This is a genomic window from Flavonifractor sp. An100 (assembly GCF_002161175.1).
Taxonomy (GTDB): Bacteria; Bacillota; Clostridia; order Oscillospirales; family Oscillospiraceae; genus Lawsonibacter.
Genome location: NZ_NFMA01000005.1, coordinates 19,410 through 35,810, shown reverse-complemented (window position 1 = coordinate 35,810; position 16,401 = coordinate 19,410). Strand labels below are relative to the sequence as shown.

16 protein-coding genes are annotated in these 16,401 nt (G+C 48.9%); 10 read left to right on the top strand and 6 right to left on the bottom strand.

Going from position 1 to position 16,401, the window contains the following annotated elements; all coding sequences use genetic code 11:
• Positions 1-14: 14 nt before the first annotated feature.
• Positions 15-671 (bottom strand): Crp/Fnr family transcriptional regulator, encoded by a 657-nt coding sequence (locus B5E43_RS04325; RefSeq protein ID WP_087393980.1) that lies wholly within the window; start codon positions 669-671, stop codon positions 15-17.
• 106 nt (positions 672-777) lie between these two features.
• Here B5E43_RS04325 and leuC point away from each other — a divergent pair, with 106 nt between their 5' ends.
• The 6 genes from leuC (at position 778) to B5E43_RS04295 (ending at position 8,113) form a co-directional block, all read left to right on the top strand.
• Entirely contained in the window at positions 778-2,037 is a 1,260-nt protein-coding gene (gene leuC / locus B5E43_RS04320; protein WP_087393978.1) for a 3-isopropylmalate dehydratase large subunit, read from the top strand.
• A gap of 39 nt (positions 2,038-2,076) precedes the next feature.
• Complete coding sequence (locus B5E43_RS04315; RefSeq protein WP_087393976.1) at positions 2,077-2,562, top strand: 3-isopropylmalate dehydratase small subunit; 486 nt, start codon at positions 2,077-2,079, stop codon at positions 2,560-2,562.
• On the top strand, positions 2,559-3,638 hold the full coding sequence (gene leuB / locus B5E43_RS04310; protein ID WP_087393974.1) for a 3-isopropylmalate dehydrogenase: 1,080 nt from the start codon (positions 2,559-2,561) through the stop codon (positions 3,636-3,638). The genes B5E43_RS04315 and leuB overlap by 4 nt, the downstream gene beginning before the upstream one ends.
• 297 nt (positions 3,639-3,935) lie before the next feature.
• Positions 3,936-5,135, top strand: coding sequence for a pyridoxal phosphate-dependent aminotransferase (locus B5E43_RS04305; protein WP_087393972.1), 1,200 nt, complete (start codon positions 3,936-3,938; stop codon positions 5,133-5,135).
• Positions 5,136-5,365: 230 nt separating this feature from the next.
• Entirely contained in the window at positions 5,366-6,802 is a 1,437-nt protein-coding gene (gene purB, locus B5E43_RS04300) for an adenylosuccinate lyase (RefSeq protein WP_087393969.1), read from the top strand.
• 27 nt (positions 6,803-6,829) lie between these two features.
• A complete protein-coding gene (locus B5E43_RS04295; RefSeq protein WP_087393967.1) occupies positions 6,830-8,113 on the top strand; it encodes an AI-2E family transporter in 1,284 nt (427 codons plus the stop codon).
• Between the two features lie 51 nt (positions 8,114-8,164).
• Here the strand turns inward: B5E43_RS04295 and B5E43_RS04290 are convergent, their stop codons facing one another.
• Complete coding sequence (locus B5E43_RS04290; protein WP_087393965.1) at positions 8,165-9,406, bottom strand: 6-phosphofructokinase; 1,242 nt, start codon at positions 9,404-9,406, stop codon at positions 8,165-8,167.
• 145 nt (positions 9,407-9,551) lie between these two features.
• On the opposite strand from B5E43_RS04290, the gene fba reads away from it, so the two are divergent.
• Positions 9,552-10,517: a class II fructose-1,6-bisphosphate aldolase gene (gene fba, locus B5E43_RS04285; RefSeq protein WP_087393963.1), complete on the top strand. Its 966-nt coding sequence runs from the start codon at positions 9,552-9,554 to the stop codon at positions 10,515-10,517.
• A 125-nt stretch (positions 10,518-10,642) separates the two neighbouring features.
• Positions 10,643-11,170, top strand: a complete 528-nt coding sequence (locus B5E43_RS04280) for an amidase domain-containing protein (protein ID WP_087393961.1) — start codon at positions 10,643-10,645, stop codon at positions 11,168-11,170.
• A gap of 68 nt (positions 11,171-11,238) precedes the next feature.
• Here the strand turns inward: B5E43_RS04280 and B5E43_RS04275 are convergent, their stop codons facing one another.
• From B5E43_RS04275 to B5E43_RS04260, 4 genes are all read right to left on the bottom strand, one after another.
• Positions 11,239-11,583 (bottom strand): SdpI family protein, encoded by a 345-nt coding sequence (locus B5E43_RS04275; protein WP_087393958.1) that lies wholly within the window; start codon positions 11,581-11,583, stop codon positions 11,239-11,241.
• A 5-nt stretch (positions 11,584-11,588) separates the two neighbouring features.
• Positions 11,589-12,575, bottom strand: a complete 987-nt coding sequence (locus B5E43_RS04270; protein ID WP_087393956.1) for a tyrosine recombinase XerC — start codon at positions 12,573-12,575, stop codon at positions 11,589-11,591.
• Positions 12,576-13,052: 477 nt separating this feature from the next.
• Positions 13,053-14,426 carry a DNA repair protein RadA gene (gene radA / locus B5E43_RS04265; protein WP_087393954.1) on the bottom strand — a complete coding sequence of 458 codons (1,374 nt, stop codon included), beginning with the start codon at positions 14,424-14,426 and terminating at the stop codon, positions 13,053-13,055.
• Between the two features lie 71 nt (positions 14,427-14,497).
• The gene (locus tag B5E43_RS04260; protein ID WP_087393952.1) at positions 14,498-15,202 is read right to left on the bottom strand and encodes an N-acetylmuramoyl-L-alanine amidase; all 705 of its coding nucleotides are present in this window, start codon (positions 15,200-15,202) and stop codon (positions 14,498-14,500) included.
• Positions 15,203-15,317: 115 nt separating this feature from the next.
• Here B5E43_RS04260 and B5E43_RS04255 point away from each other — a divergent pair, with 115 nt between their 5' ends.
• Positions 15,318-15,782, top strand: coding sequence for a spore coat protein CotJB (locus tag B5E43_RS04255; RefSeq protein WP_242964705.1), 465 nt, complete (start codon positions 15,318-15,320; stop codon positions 15,780-15,782).
• Between the two features lie 3 nt (positions 15,783-15,785).
• A complete protein-coding gene (locus B5E43_RS04250) occupies positions 15,786-16,400 on the top strand; it encodes a manganese catalase family protein (RefSeq protein WP_087393950.1) in 615 nt (204 codons plus the stop codon).
• The last annotated feature ends 1 nt before the right edge of the window (position 16,401 follow it).

Sequence of the window (16,401 nt, the reverse complement as noted above, 5' to 3'; positions counted from 1 at the left end):
ACCAAGCGGTTTTTTTATTCCTCACTACTCTCACTAAAACAAATTTGTTCCAATTGTTCCGGCTTTAAAAGCTGTACGCTGCGGTAACCAAGCTGCAGCACACCATCCCGAGCCAATCTATTCAAAATCCGACTCACCGTAACCCGGCTGACAGACACTGAGGCTGCAACATCATCCTGCGTACACAGCACAGTGCCTTGAGAATCGGCCAGCGTCAGCAAATAACGGGCAACGCGCCATTTCGCCGGGCGGAAAGCCATTTGATCCACTTGTCCGGACAGTAGCCGAACTGTGCGGGCCAGATATTTCAGCATGGCCAGCGCCAGCTTAGGGTCTCGCGCAATTTCTTGTGTCACCAGTTCCCGGTCAATGGGAACCAATTGACAGGGGGTAAGGGCCATCGCAGACGAGACCCGGGGAAGTTCATCCAAAAAGGACGCCTCTCCGAACAGGCTTCCCGGGCCATAGATATTCAAAACGCGCTCCCCGCCATTCTCCGATTGGATATAGCTTTTCACACGGCCCTCTTTTAAATAGTAAAAACAGGTAGCCTCTGTGCCCTGGAGGTAAATCAAAAATCCAGCCGGGCAGCGGATTGCAGCCCGGTGCTCGGCAAAGGGCTGCCAGATCTGGGCGGGCAGGCCCATGCTGTTATGAGAAAGGGACTCCATGAAAACACCTCCAAAAATCTTTATAATTATAACATAGTTTACATTCTTTTTGCAAGTAACCTGTCATACTAAGTACATCCGATAAGCAGTTTAAGGAGGAATTTGTATGGGAATGACCATGACACAAAAGATCCTGGCCAAGGCAGCCGGAGTAAACAGGGTAGAGCCCGGTCAGCTCATTGAGGCCAGGGTAGATATGGTGCTTGGAAACGATATTACCACCCCTGTGGCCATCACAGAGTTTGAAAAGGCCGGCTTTACTCAGGTCTTTGACCGGACGAAAATTTCCATCGTTTTGGACCACTACACTCCCTGCAAGGATATTAAATCCGCTCAGCTGTGCCAGCAGGCCCGGAATTTTGCCCGAAAGCATCAGCTTGTTAATTTCTTTGATGTGGGCCACATGGGTGTAGAGCACGCTCTGATTCCGGAAAAGGGTCTGTGTGCCCCAGGAGAAGTGGTTGTTGGGGCAGATTCTCATACCTGCACTTATGGCGCTCTGGGGGCCTTTTCCACCGGAATTGGCTCGACCGACATGGCCGCCGCAATGGCCACTGGACTGTTGTGGTTTAAGGTGCCCTCTGCCATCAAGGTAGTTTTAAAGGGAAAGCTGCAGCCCCATGTAAGCGGCAAGGACGTGATTCTTCACCTGATTGGAGCCATTGGCGTGGATGGCGCTTTGTATAAGTCTTTGGAGTTTACCGGTGAGGGTGTCGCCTCTTTGTCCATGGACGACCGGTTTACCATTTCCAATATGGCCATTGAAGCAGGCGGAAAAAATGGAATTTTCCCTGTGGATGAAAAGACCATGGAGTACATTAACGGCCGGGTCAACCGGCCCTGCGAAGCCTTCTCTGCCGATGAGGATGCTCAGTATGACAGTGAGATCGTCATCGACCTGGACCAGCTGCAGCCTACCGTTGCCATGCCTCACCTCCCAGAGAATACCAAGGTGGTCAGCGAAGTGGCTGGCCTACCCATCGACCAGGTTGTAATCGGTTCTTGCACCAATGGACGCATCAGCGACCTGCGGGCGGCAGCTGCCATTTTGAAGGGAAGAAAGGTAGCCGATCATGTGCGCTGCATTATTATTCCGGCCACCCAGGATATCGTTCTCCAGGCCATAGAGGAGGGACTGATCCAGACCTTTATCCAGGCCGGCGCGGCTGTCTCTACGCCCACCTGCGGTCCCTGCCTGGGCGGACATATGGGCGTTATGGCAGAGGGGGAGCGCACTGTCTCCACCACCAATCGAAACTTTGTGGGACGTATGGGACATGTCACCTCGGAAGTGATTTTGGCCAGCCCCGATGTAGCAGCCGCCAGCGCGGTTATGGGCTGCGTAGCCGATCCCAGAGCCCTTTGATCAGCATTGGGTGAGATCCATAGGAAAGGACTGGAAAATATGAAAGTTTATAAATACGGAGCCAACGTTGACACCGATGTTATTATCCCCGCCCGGCACCTTAACGACCCTTCTCCTGCCGCTCTGGCCTCCCATTGCATGGAGGACATTGATGCCGATTTCTCCTCTACGGTCGAAGCAGGAGACATCATCGTAGCTGGACCCAACTTTGGATGCGGCTCCAGTCGTGAGCACGCTCCTCTGGCCATTAAGTCCTGCGGGATCAAATGCGTGATTGCACCTTCTTTTGCCCGTATTTTTTATCGCAATTCCATCAACATTGGTTTGCCCATCGTAGAGTGCGCCCAGGCTGCGGAGGAAATCCAGGCCGGGGATCAGGTGGAGGTAGATTTCTCCGCCGGACTGATTACAGATGTGACGACAGGGAAGACCTACCAGGCTGCTCCTTTCCCGGAATTTATTGACCGGATCATCCAGAGTGGGGGACTGCTCAATTCTCTCAAAGCCAGAGGTGTGGCAAAATGACATTTAAAATTGCATTGATTCGGGGCGACGGAATCGGTCCCGAGGTGGTTGGCGAGGCCGTCAAGGTGATGGAAACCATCGGGAAACGGTTTGGACACCAGTTTGAATTTGTAGATATTTTAATGGGAGGATGCGCGATTGATGCAGTTGGAACCTCCTATCCTGACGGCACAGCAGAGAAGTGTAAGGCCTGTGACGCTGTTTTGCTGGGCGCGGTAGGCGGACCCAAGTGGGGACACGCCACACAGCCGGAAAAACGTCCGGAAACTGCTCTTCTATCTATCCGAAAGGACCTGGGCCTGTACGCAAATCTTCGCCCCGCAGCCCTGCGTCCCGCATTATCCCAAGCCTGTCCTCTGAAAAAGGAGACCGCAGACCGGGGCATTGACCTGATGATTGTCCGTGAGCTCACCGGAGGCATCTACTTCGGCAAGCGGGAGCGGTATCAAACAGAAGATCGAGGAGAGGAGGCCTCTGACCGGATGGCCTACTCCGAGCTGGAGATTGAACGGATTGGCCGCCGCGCCTTTGAACTGGCCCGGCTCCGTCGTGGCAAACTCGCCAGCGTGGATAAAGCCAATGTGCTGGAAACTTCCCGTCTGTGGCGCCAGGTAATGCACCGCTTAGCAGAGGAATATTCTGATGTGGCCTATGAAGATGTATTGGTGGACAATGCTGCCATGCAGCTGGTTCGGGATCCCGGACAGTTCGATGTGGTGGTGACCGAAAACATGTTCGGTGACATTCTGTCCGATGAGGCATCCATGATCACCGGTTCAATCGGTCTGCTTCCATCTGCTTCCATTGGTGATCAGGCACCTGGACTCTATGAACCCATCCACGGCTCAGCACCAGATATTGCCGGCCAGGATAAGGCGAATCCCATAGCTACTATCTTGTCGGTGGCTATGATGTTCCGTTATTCCTTCCAGCTTGCTGCTGAGGCTGACGCCATTGAACAGGCTGTGGATGCTGTTCTTAACGAGGGCTGGAGGACAGCAGATATCGCCGGCCCCGGAGAACCTGCTATCGGAACCATCCAAATGGGGGAGTTAATTCGCAGCAAATTAAAATAAACTTATCATCCCCACCCCAAATCTGGTGTGGGGATGATTTTTGTTTAAAATAACTGCTTTGTTTTGAATGGACCAGCTCATTAAAATTTCATAATTTCCAGTTTTTTTTAATTTCTACTTGCTTTTTTGCAAGTTGGTGAGTATAATATTCCAGGTAACACCAACAAATTGGAGTTGCCCCAAAAATGTGTCACAACTTCTGCAAGTTATATTGCATATTTAGGGTCATTTGGTATAATAATTGCATGATATCTTGCAAGATGTGCCCCTACTATTTTGGTACAGGAGGAATTCAAGATGAAAGAGTTATCTCAAATTGCCCTGGCAGTGGAGCCCTCTACCACTATGGCCATTGACTCCATGTTCAAGCAGATGAAGGCGGAAGGCCTAAACGTGATTGGGTTTGGTGCAGGGGAGCCCGACTTTCCCACCCCCGATTACATTAAAGAAGCTGGTATTCATGCCATTAAAAATAATGAGACAAAATATACGCCTGCTGCCGGCACCATTGAGCTGCGTAAGGCCATCTGCCAGCGTCTGAAGGAGGACTGTGGGGTCGAATATGAACACACTCAGGTAGCCGTTTCTAACGGTGCAAAGCCCTGTGTTTACGTGGCTCTGCGTGCTCTGGTCAACCCCGGCGATGAGGTGATTCTTCCTGCTCCTTATTGGGTGAGCTACATTGAACTCATCCGCATGGTGGGCGGCGTTCCCGTAGTGGTAAACGCTTCCGAGGCCGAACAGTTCAAAATCACGCCTGAAAAGCTGGCTGCTGCCATTACTCCCAAAACCAAATGCATGATTTTGAACAATCCCTCCAACCCCACTGGCATGATGTATAGCCGGGAGGAGCTCCAGGCTCTGGCAAACATCTGCGTGGAAAAGGATATCTACGTGATCTCTGATGAGATCTACTACCGCTTGGTATATGATAACAAGGAATTTGTCAGCCTTCCTTCTCTGGGCGAGGAGATCAAGGAGCGCACCTTATTGATCAATGGCGTATCTAAGTCCTACGCTATGACTGGCTGGCGTATTGGTTATGTCGCTGCCAATCCCAAAATCGCCAAGGTAATTGCTAATTTCCTCAGCCATTCCACCGGTTCTCCCTGCACCATTTCCCAAAAGGCCTCCTCAGTGGCTCTGTCCGCCAGTCAGGATTCCATTGAGGCAATGCGTGTCGCCTTTGAGGAACGGCGCAACTATATGGTTGAGCGGATGAACCAGATTGAAGGTGTCAGCTGCATTAAGCCGGAAGGCGCTTTCTATGTGATGATGAACATCGAGAAGCTAATCGGCAAAGAGATGTTCGGTACCGTCATTCGCGATGCTGACGATTTCGGCAACCTGTTCCTGAAGTATGGCAAGGTCGCTGTCGTCCCCGGCACCGGCTTCGCCGCCCCCAATTTTGTCCGTTGGTCCTATGCCACTTCCATGGAAAATATCAAGGAAGGTCTGGATCGTCTGGAAAAGTTCCTGGCTGGCCAGGCTGTGTAATCACTGTTTCATTTATGTCACCTCCTGGAAACAGGAGGTGACATTTTTTCGTCTTGGATTGTCAAAATCTGTTATGAGAAGCTAAATTTTTGCAAAAATTTTGGAAAGGGGTGGTATCATTTTCATTCGTCAGGTATAATAAAAAGGAATATAGATTTGGGCAAGGGCGATAGGGGAGAGACCTTATCCATTTTGCCAAGAGATTCTGGAAAAGAAGAGGTAGGAAAACTATGGCAACAAACACATATGAGAGCCCGTTGTCTTCCCGCTATGCCAGTGATGAGATGCTCTATTTATTCTCTGCGGACAAAAAGTTCTCTACTTGGCGCAGACTGTGGGTAGCTTTGGCCCGAGCAGAAATGGAACTGGGCCTCCCGGTAACACAGGAGCAGGTGGACGAATTAGAGGCTCACATTACTGATATTGATTATGAGAAAGCAGCCCAGTGGGAGAAAAAGCTGCGCCATGATGTTATGGCCCATGTGCATACGTATGGAGAATTGTGTCCAAAGGCTATGCCGATCATCCACTTAGGGGCCACCAGCTGCTATGTGGGGGATAATACCGACGTAATTCTAATGCGGGAAGGCCTGGAGCTGGTTCGGACAAAGCTGGTTCAGGTAATTGCTAAGCTGTCAAAATTTGCTCAGGAGTACAAGGCACTGCCCACTCTGGGCTTTACCCACTTCCAGGCTGCCCAGCTTGTCACGGTAGGGAAGCGGGCCACCCTGTGGATTAACGAGCTTCTCATGGATCTGGAGGAGGTAGAATATCGAATCTCCACATTAAAGCTCCTGGGTTCCAAAGGAACCACAGGTACGCAGGCCTCTTTTTTGGAACTGTTTGAAGGAGACCACGAAAAGGTTAAGGCTCTGGAAGAAAAAATTGCAAAGGAAATGGGCTTTACAGGAGTTGTTCCTGTAAGTGGACAGACCTATTCCAGAAAGATGGACTATCAGGTGGTATCCACCCTGTCCGGAATTGCCCAATCCGCCAGCAAATTTGCCACGGATATGCGCCTGTTGTGTCATTTAAAGGAAGTGGAGGAGCCCTTTGAGAAGAATCAGATCGGTTCCTCCGCTATGCCCTATAAGCGTAATCCCATGCGTTGTGAGCGCATCTGTTCTCTGGCCCGCTATGTGATGGTGGATGTGGGCAACCCAGCTGTCACTACAGCTACCCAATGGTTTGAGCGCACCTTGGATGACTCCGCAAATAAACGTATTTCCATTCCGGAAGCATTTCTTGCTGTGGATGCCATTTTGAACATCTATTTGAATGTGGCCTCCGGTCTTATTGTACACCCCAAGGTGATTGAAAAGCATGTTTTGGAAGAGCTGCCCTTTATGGCTAGCGAAAACATTATGATGGACGCAGTGAAGCGGGGAGGGAACCGTCAGGAGCTCCATGAACGGATTCGCGTCCATTCCTTAGAGGCCGGAAAGAATGTAAAGGATCTTGGCCTTACAAATAATCTAATTGACCTGATTGCGGATGATCCTGCGTTCGGCATGAGCCGCGAGGAACTCACCGCACATTTGGAGCCCAGCCGTTATATTGGCCGCTGCCCGGAACAGGTTGACGAGTTCCTTGCTTCTTGTGTAGCTCCGGTACTGAACCGTTATCAAGAAGCTCTCACGGAAAAAGAAACGGAACTGAAGGTCTGATTCCTGCGCAGAAAAGGAGAATCTGCCATGAAGCCTAGTCCGTTTAAATCCTATGTTGCGGCTGGAGTAACTGCATTTTGTGTCATTGCAGCAGCCATATTATTCTTTTTCCTGTTTTTTCACGCCAGCACAGTCACTTCCTTTTTGGTTATGATCGCGCGCATCTTACGCCCCATTTTTATGGGAATGGTGCTGGCCTTTCTGTTGCTTCCCATCCACCGTCATATTCTTCGTTTTCTGACTGCAATGACACCCAATCACCGCTTAGAGGACCGTCGCAACATTCGCTTTTTAGATGTGACTGCCATTATTCTCAGTTTGCTGTTTGCATTTATCTTGCTCTATTTATTGATGGCGATGGCCCTACCTCAAATCTATTTGAGTATTGTGGGACTGGTTAATGCCTTTCCTGGTTATATTGTGAGTGTTCAAAACTGGCTGCAACATTTTTTGGAGGATAATCCAGATATCCAGGCTATTATTATGCCTCTTTACGCCTCCGCAGCTACCTCCTTGGAACATTGGCTCTCATCTGACATTCTGCCTAATTTAAAATCCATCACTACCACCATTGAATGGATTCGGCAATCCGTTTTGCCCAACCTGACCGGTGTGGTTTCCAATGTATCCGCCCTGGTAATTTCCCTATTTGTGCTATTTAAAGATCTTCTAATCGCTTTGATCGTATCGGTATATCTTTTAGCTCGAAAGGATATTTTTTCAGCCCAGAGCAAAAAAATTGTATACAGCATTTTTTCTCCCAAGGCAGGGGACTTGATTGTAGCTGAGACGCGAAATGCTTACCGAATCCTAAGTGGCTTTATCAATGGCAAGCTCTTGGACTCTCTTATTATCGGTATTATTGCCTTGGTATGCTGCAATCTGTTCCGATTTCCTTATCCTGCTTTGGTTGCTACTATCATCGGTGTTACCAATATTATTCCATTCTTTGGGCCTTTTATCGGGGCAATTCCCTGCGCACTTCTGATTCTTTTGGTCAGTCCCATTCAATGTATCTATTTTGTTATCTTCATTTTAGTTCTCCAGCAGTTTGACGGAAACATTTTGGGACCTAAAATTCTTGGAGATTCCACTGGTTTGGCCTCTTTTTGGGTTCTCTTTTCCATCTTACTCTTTGGTGGACTGTTCGGCTTTGCCGGCATGGTATTGGGTGTTCCTGTATTCGCCATGTTTTACAGCGTTGTAAACCGCCTGGTCCGCTTAGGGCTTCGAAAGCATGGTCTCCCACAAGATACCGACTTCTATTTAGGCCAGACCAAAGCTTTAGCGCAAAACACAGAAAAAGAGTAACAAAAAAGTCCCGCACACATAAAAGTGTGCGGGACTTTTCTCATCGTTTGATTACATCTGAGTAGTCAGAACTTTTTTCAGGTGAGCAAAGCGGGGGAGAGCATTCTCCTTGGGCGCATTGGCTTCACCCTGAATTAACGGCAGGACATAGTCAATGAAGGGCTGCTCCACACCGTTACCGGCCGCATTGATCCACTCACGGGGAACCTTTTTCTCAAAGTTTGCCACAATATCCAGGGGCTCCAGCACAGTCTCGCACTGGTAACCGTTCTCACGGCTGCACTTAAAGGCCACCATCTTATCCGTGATGCCGGACACGGCAGCTTCCACCGCAGCGGCTCCAGCCTGCCAGGCCTCTTCAATATCCGTCTTAGAGGCGGAGTGGGAAGCGCAGCGCTGCAGCAAGGACAACTCAATGCCACGGACCTTGGCACCGGTAGCCTGCTTCACTGTATCGGCCAACAGAGCCGCCAGACCACCCAACTGAGCATGTCCGAAACCATCGGTGGCAGAAGTCTTAGCCTCGGAAACAAACGTACCGTCCGCATAATGGATGCCTTCCGACACCGCAACCATGCACTTGCCGGTCTTCTCATAAATTTCCTTTACATCAGCCAAGAACTGATCCATGTCAAAGTTTGTCTCCGGCAGGTAGACCAAATCAGGACCACAACCGGTCAGAGAAGCCAGAGCGGCAGAACCTGCCAACCAGCCAGCATGACGGCCCATGATCTCAATAATGGTAATCATGCCGGTATCATACACGTGGGCATCCTGCCACACTTCGGCGCAGGAGGTAGCAATATACTTTGCCGCAGAAGCAAAGCCAGGGCAGTGGTCCGTGCCATTCAAATCGTTGTCAATGGTCTTAGGCACACCCATGATCCGGCAGTCATAGCCCACCTTTTGCATATACTTGGAAATTTTATTGCAGGTATCCATGGAGTCGTTGCCACCGTTATAGAAGAAATACCGCACATTGTACTTCTTAAAAATCTCCAAAATCCGCTGATAATCCGTATCATCCTTATCAGGATCAGCCAGCTTATAGCGGCAGGAGCCCAGGGCAGAGGAGGGGGTATACTTCAGAAGATCCAGCTCGGCAGGGTCTTCCTGGGACATATCATACAGCTTGTCCTCCAAAACACCCTTAATTCCGTGGGCGGCTCCCAAAACCCGCGTAATGCAATCAGCCTTCAAAGCAGTCTGAATCACACCCTGAGCGCTGGCGTTAATGACAGCAGTGGGGCCACCAGACTGGCCAATAATGCAGGCGCCAGTCAATTTCTCCATATTTGCTTCCTCCTTAAACGTTTTAGATAATTGAAAAACCGATTTAACAAACATTTTCTCTTTCAAAGAATACCACAAACCCTTGTATTTATCAACCATTAATGGTACAATAAGAATTGCCAAAATTGAAAAGGAGATGGTAATTATGCCATTGGTCACTACTAAGGAAATGTTCAAGAAGGCCTATGATGGCGGCTACGCAATCGGCGCTTTCAACGTGAACAATATGGAGATCGTCCAGGGCATCACAGAGGCTGCCAAGGAAGTCAATGCTCCCCTGATCCTCCAGGTCTCCAAGGGCGCCCGTGCTTATGCCAACCACACGTACCTGGTTAAGCTGGTAGAGGCTGCCATTATTGAAACTGGCCTTCCCATCTGTCTGCATCTGGATCACGGCGACAGCTTTGAGACCTGCAAGAGCTGCATTGACGGCGGCTTTACCTCCGTTATGATCGATGCCTCCTCTAAGCCCTTTGCAGAGAATATCGAAATCACGAAAAAGGTCGTGGAGTATGCCCATGATCACGGTGTCGTCGTCGAAGCTGAGCTGGGCGCTCTGGCTGGCGTAGAGGACGAGGTTAATGTCTCCGCTGCTGACTCCCATTATACTCGCCCGGAAGAGGTAGAGGAGTTCGTCACCAAGACCGGCTGTGACTCTTTGGCTATCGCCATTGGCACCAGCCACGGCGCTTACAAGTTCACCGCTGCTCAGTGCACCCGCAATGAGAAGGGTGAGCTGGTTCCCCCTCCGCTGCGCTTCGATATTTTGGATGAGGTCGTTAAGCGCCTGCCCGGCTTCCCCATCGTTCTCCATGGATCTTCTTCCGTTCCTCAGCAGTTTGTGAAGATGATTAACGATAACGGCGGTAAGATGCCCGACGCTGTTGGCATTCCTGAGGAGCAGCTGCGTCAGGCCGCTCGGGGCGCTGTTTGTAAGATCAACATTGACTCCGATCTGCGTCTGGCTATGACCGGCACTATTCGTCAGTATTTTGCTGAGCATCCTTCTGACTTTGATCCCCGCCAGTACCTGAAGCCCGCTCGTGCCGCCATCAAGGAATTGGTCAAGCACAAGCTCATCAATGTTCTGGGCTGCGACGGAAAAGCCTGATCCTCTTTTCCGTTTCCATTCATCAAAGGGTGTATACCGTCTTTCGGCGGTATACACCCTTTTTTAGGACTTTATTTCTCCCTTCTCACATAGAATAATTACAGAAACGGAAGGGAGGCAGTGAAATGCCCAATATCATTCCCTATAATCGACAAGCAGCTATCCGCTATGCCCACTGTTGGGCCTTTGAACGTAATCCCCGCTTTTTTGATTACGAGGAAATAGGGGGGGACTGTACTAATTTTGCCTCTCAGTGCCTATATGCTGGTACAGGAATCATGAATTATACGCCAACCTTTGGATGGTACTATATCAGTTCCAACGACAAAGCCCCTGCCTGGACTGGCGTCCCGTACTTTTATAATTTTATCACCAGAGAAGTAAAAAACGCAGGTCCCTTTGGCCTGGAATCGTCTATGAACCAGGTAATGCCCGGAGACTTTGTTCAACTTCGATTTGAAGACAGCGAATTTGGCCACACACCTATTATTGTTGAGATGGGAGACCCTCCCAACTTAAACAATATCTTAGTCGCGGCTCATAGCGTGGATTCGGATTTTCGACCATTGGATACCTATTCCTTTCAAGAAATTCGATTTTTACATATTTTAGGGGCATATCCACCTGGTTTTAATTCCAATTTGGATTCATAAATAGGGCAGGGGAGAAAGAGAACCGGAGCTGGAAGGAATCTGCCAGCTCCGGTTCCCTTTTCAAGAAATCAGGATTCAAAGGTAGCCTTTAACAGACTTTCAATTAAGAGTGCTGTGATGCAAAGCAAAAGCATTTGGCCTCCGATGATCCACAGAAAGAAGTCCAAATAATTTTCACGCCACATCACCATTAAAAAAGCTGACAAGACCATTAAGATTAACCCCACACGAATCCATAGCTTGGACAGATGTCTATGGGCAAACGCCCAGGTCTCATCATTTTTACTTGAAAGCTCTGTTCGATATGCCAACCATGTACCTTGCCGCTTTGGCGGGTGGTTACGCCAATGTAACCCAATTGTCAACAGGGCCAGGGGCGTAATCATAACTAAAATAAAAATCAATAGATACATTTTGATCAACCTTCCTTTTGCTTCTCCGGATCAATTTTCAGCCGGCCCAAAGGATTCGCTCGGGCAGCTGTACGCAAATCTTCATTATCAACATGGGTATAAATTTGGGTCGTATTTAAATGATCGTGCCCCAAAACCTCCTGCAATGTACGAACGTCTACACCATTTTGAAGCATCAGGGTAGCTGCCGTGTGCCGCAATTTATGAGAGGAATACTGAGTGGTATCCAATCCAGCAGCCGCCAAATGCTTCTTGACCAATTTATGCACCGCAGCTCTGGTAATGCGAGTTCGGTTTTGCAGGGTTACAAACAGGGCATTTTGATCCACTAATGTCATAGCATCCCGTTCTGTCATCCAGTTTTGAATGGCACGCTGACACGCCTCGTTTAAATAGAGGATTCGTTCTTTATTTCCTTTTCCCAGGACACGTAGTTGCTCTCCCCGAACATCCGTTTTATTTAGATTAACAAGCTCCGAAATTCGAAGGCCACAATTCAGGAAAAGTGTCAAAATACACAGATCACGGCTACTATTTTTCCCATTAACTGACTCTAACAAATGGATGCTTTCATCCAAATCCAAGTACTTGGGGAGAGATTTTCGTCTGCGCGGCGCATCCAGATCCTGTACGGGATTCTGATCCAACAACTTTGCTTTATTGGTTAAGTATTTATAGAATGAACGGATTGTAGCAACTTTTCTAGCCCTAGAAGCGGCATTCAGGCCACGGTCACGGGTCAAATAATTCATATAGCTGTAGACATCGGTGATCGTCACACTGGCAGCTAAAGAAATATCAACATCTGCAATGGAAATGGAATCCATAGATTCTGTTTTGGATACCAACTGTTTGTCCCATTTCAAAAATCGGAAAAAACTGCGGAGATCCAAATAATATTCATCCACAGTACGCTTGGAATGTCCTTGAATCGTCTCATGATAGACCAGAAAATCTCGAATCAGCGCAGGCGCTTCTAAACGATAATCCATACAAATTCGGGGAACTCAAGCCCATCCGCCTCCACTCAGGTCAACAAAATTTTTATTTTGTTGACCAAAACTAAGAGAAGCACCGGAGCAATCCCTTTCTCCTTCCAGAGAATTTTTTAGATATTATACCACGTTTGATCGGTATATTCAAATCAGGGACCTTCTTAGGCAGACTCTAATCCCTATCCTTCACCAAAATATAAAAAGCGCCCCAAGCAGAGCCAAAGTTCTTCCGCTTGGGGCACGAACTGTCAACCAAAAGAAAGCATTTCCGTGGGTATATACCTATATCTTTTGGATATGCTAATCATAATAAATAGTCTGGTTAAATCGAGGTGCTTCGTTATGGGATTGATTCCTTGTACTGATCCTTGCGTCTACCAAAAGGATGGCTACTGTTCCTTATCCAGAGCATCCTCCGCAGGCATTCCCATGGAACGGGGTTGTATCAATTTTGTGCCAGTCCAACTGCCTCACTCACAGCAAAATGGACAGAGCCTCCCGAATATTGGACACGCGGATCAATTCTAATCCTTCCGGTACAATTAGTTTCCCCTGAGTTCGCTTAGGAATCAAGCATTTCTGAAATCCTAGCCGACGAACCTCTGCCAGACGCTGTCCCAATGCACTGACCGCGCGGAGCTCTCCAGTCAGACCCACCTCACCAATAGCGGCCAAATCATTGGGTACGGGCCGATCGCGAAAGCTGGACGCCATTGATAAAACGGTCGCTAGATCAGCGGCGGGTTCATCTAAATATAGTCCGCCAATGACATTCAGGTATGCGTCGCAGCCCCCAATCAATAGCCCTCCGCGCTTCTCCAATACTGCCAATAGCAACATAGATCTTCCATAATCAAACCCATTGCTGACCCGTCTTGGATTTCCCAAACTGCTGGGCACCACCAACGCTTGAATCTCTGCCAGCACCGGTCTGGCCCCTTCCATTACACAGGTCACGCATGTGCCAGGAGCGTCTGCCGGCCGGCCCGCCAGCAACGCCTCAGATGGATTCGGGACTTCCACAAGACCCCCATCCTCCATTTCAAACACACCGATCTCATTGGTAGTTCCAAATCTATTTTTCGCCGCTCGCAAAATTCGATAGGCCATGTGCCGTTCTCCTTCAAAATACAGCACGCAGTCTACCATATGCTCCAACACCTTTGGCCCGGCAATGGAGCCCTCCTTATTCACATGGCCAATTACAAAAACGGTAAGATTTTCTCCCTTCGCCAGTTGCATCAAAGTCATAGTACATTCTTTTACCTGAGAAATGCTGCCTGGCGCTGAATTGACATCTCCATTGTACATCGTTTGTATGGAGTCAACAATTAAGACATCTGGCTTTAAGGTATGAACGGCATCCACCAAATTTTCCAAATTGGTTTCCGCCAATAGATACAGTCCCTCTCCCCTCACCTTTAACCGTTCTGCCCGGAGCTTGATCTGCCGTTCTGACTCCTCTCCTGATACATACAACACAGTAGCAAACCGACAGAGATTATCACAAATTTGCAACATCAACGTGGATTTTCCGATCCCCGGCGCACCGCCAACCAGAACCAAAGACCCTTTTACTGCTCCCCCACCCAGGACACGGTCCAGCTCTCCCATACCAGTACAAAAACGAAGCTCATCCGTTGTCTCTACTTCATGCATCGCCTTTGGCTGGTGCATACGAATGCCCGGCTCTGTGATCCTCCTGGATGCCAGACTTGATTTACTGCTGACGCGCTCTGCCGGCTGTTCAACAATGGTATTCCAAGCTCCGCAGGCCGGGCATTTTCCCTGCCATTTTGGCGTAGTATTCCCACATTCGGTACAGTAAAATAAGGTTTTCACCTTCATCGTTTGGACTCCTCTTCTTTGGTCAACAAAATATTATTTATTGTATCAAATTTTTCTTACCTTGTAAATGACTACGCTTGGCCAGCAGTCAGCCAAGCAGCAGATAGCACCGCAGCCAATTTCTTCTGATATTGCTGCTCCCTCAACAGAGCCTCTTCCTCCGGATTGGTCAAAAAACCGCACTCAACTAACACAGCAGGACAGGAAATATGGTTCATTAAATATACCGTATCCGGAATTTGTTTGCAATTCCGATTATTATCCGGTTGTAGCTTCATCTGAATTAAACTCTGAATATAACCTGCTAGCTCCGATGACCCATCGGTTGGGGCGTAAAACGCCTGGGTCCCATGGTAGCGGCTATCTGTATATGTATTTTGATGAATGCTGACCAGAATCCCATTTGGCACAGCTTCAATTGCCTCTACTCGATTTTTTAAATCCGATACCTTCTTTTCCCGCAGTGTTGATGCACTGCTGTCATGAAGAGAGCGGTCCTCGGTTCTCAGCAAAATAGGGGAAACACCGTAAAATCCCAAAATTCCATCCATTTTCTGAACAATTTCCAAGTTGATCTGGCTCTCCGGCACCCCTGTAATGGAGACAGCTCCCCCATCTTCTCCCCCATGCCCAGCGTCTAAAATCAGTGTACTGGCCTGCGTAACAGATGTCGGCTGCAAAGCCGGTGTCTCTTGTTCCAGGAAAAATACAATAACCCAAGACAGAACGATCACAACAGCCAATACACAACAGCCAAGCCACACTCCACGCTTCATCCACACACCACCTCCTCCCTATCCTATGGAACAGGACAGGTCCAATATTCCCCCTCCCGCATAGAATGGGATGTGGGACCTTGAGTCTCCAAATCCAACCGAGGAGGGAAACTCTTTGAATCAAGAAAACGGCAGCTCCTGTCCTTTGCCCAGCTGCCCAGATAATTATGGTACGATGCCTTCCTGCGCCGGATTATCGGTTCCCTATGTTCCGTTTCAGCAGGATAACCCCAATAAATACGCCCAAAATGAAGCATTGAGCAACGGGACTCTGTTTCCTGGCTTGAATTTACCCTTTCACCTCAGTGTAGATGGAAGCAAACTCCCTGACACTCCTTTAGCAGAGCTCCAGGCGTTGGAGTTCGTTGTGCTGGAATTAGGGATTTATCTTGATACCCATCCCAACGACACGGAGGCGTTCACCTTATTCAAGCAATATTCCGCAATGGAAAAGGCCGCCAAAGCCGCTTACGAGTCCAAATTCGGCCCCATCACCAGAGCGGGGGCTGCAGCCGGAGAAAGCTACCGGTGGCTGCAAGATCCCTGGCCCTGGAATTATCAGCAAAACGAGGTGAAATAACGTATGTTTCTTTACGAAAAAAAGCTGCAATTCCCTGTTAAAATTGCCACTCCAAATCCTCGTTTAGCTGCCGCCATTATAAGCCAGTATGGCGGGCCGGACGGAGAAGCGGGTGCCGCCATGCGGTACCTCTCTCAGCGTTACGCCATGCCCTATGCGGAAGGCAAGGGGATTTTGACCGATATCGGCACCGAGGAACTGGGACACATGGAAATGGTGGCTGCTGTGGTTCACCAGCTCACCAGAAACCTATCGGATGAGGAAGTTCGAAATTGTCCTTCCTTTGCTCCCTATTTTGTGGACCATACCACCGGAATCTACCCCACTGCGGCATCCGGCTTCCCTTGGAGCGCCAGCTCTATCCAGTCAACCGGAGATGTAATCGCCGATCTGACCGAGGACTTGGCTGCGGAACAAAAGGCACGTTTGACATATGATAACATCTTGCGTCTATCGGACGATCCGGACGTCAACAACGTGATTCGCTTCCTCCGCGAGAGAGAAATTGTACACTTCCAGCGATTTGGCGAATGTCTGCGCCTGTGTAAGGAAAAAATGAACTCGAAAAATATCTATTTCGTCAATCCTGCCTTTGACAAGCCATCTACCTCCAAATGAA

Coding starts and splice junctions, on each gene's coding strand:
- radA (WP_087393954.1), bottom strand. CDS start 14,426: ATGAAGGTGAAAACCTTATTTTACTGTACCGAATGTGGGAATACTACG.
- fba (WP_087393963.1), top strand. CDS start 9,552: ATGCCATTGGTCACTACTAAGGAAATGTTCAAGAAGGCCTATGATGGC.
- B5E43_RS04315 (WP_087393976.1), top strand. CDS start 2,077: ATGAAAGTTTATAAATACGGAGCCAACGTTGACACCGATGTTATTATC.
- B5E43_RS04280 (WP_087393961.1), top strand. CDS start 10,643: ATGCCCAATATCATTCCCTATAATCGACAAGCAGCTATCCGCTATGCC.
- leuC (WP_087393978.1), top strand. CDS start 778: ATGGGAATGACCATGACACAAAAGATCCTGGCCAAGGCAGCCGGAGTA.
- B5E43_RS04260 (WP_087393952.1), bottom strand. CDS start 15,202: ATGAAGCGTGGAGTGTGGCTTGGCTGTTGTGTATTGGCTGTTGTGATC.
- B5E43_RS04305 (WP_087393972.1), top strand. CDS start 3,936: ATGAAAGAGTTATCTCAAATTGCCCTGGCAGTGGAGCCCTCTACCACT.
- B5E43_RS04325 (WP_087393980.1), bottom strand. CDS start 671: ATGGAGTCCCTTTCTCATAACAGCATGGGCCTGCCCGCCCAGATCTGG.
- leuB (WP_087393974.1), top strand. CDS start 2,559: ATGACATTTAAAATTGCATTGATTCGGGGCGACGGAATCGGTCCCGAG.
- B5E43_RS04275 (WP_087393958.1), bottom strand. CDS start 11,583: ATGTATCTATTGATTTTTATTTTAGTTATGATTACGCCCCTGGCCCTG.
- B5E43_RS04250 (WP_087393950.1), top strand. CDS start 15,786: ATGTTTCTTTACGAAAAAAAGCTGCAATTCCCTGTTAAAATTGCCACT.
- B5E43_RS04290 (WP_087393965.1), bottom strand. CDS start 9,406: ATGGAGAAATTGACTGGCGCCTGCATTATTGGCCAGTCTGGTGGCCCC.
- purB (WP_087393969.1), top strand. CDS start 5,366: ATGGCAACAAACACATATGAGAGCCCGTTGTCTTCCCGCTATGCCAGT.
- B5E43_RS04270 (WP_087393956.1), bottom strand. CDS start 12,575: ATGGATTATCGTTTAGAAGCGCCTGCGCTGATTCGAGATTTTCTGGTC.
- B5E43_RS04295 (WP_087393967.1), top strand. CDS start 6,830: ATGAAGCCTAGTCCGTTTAAATCCTATGTTGCGGCTGGAGTAACTGCA.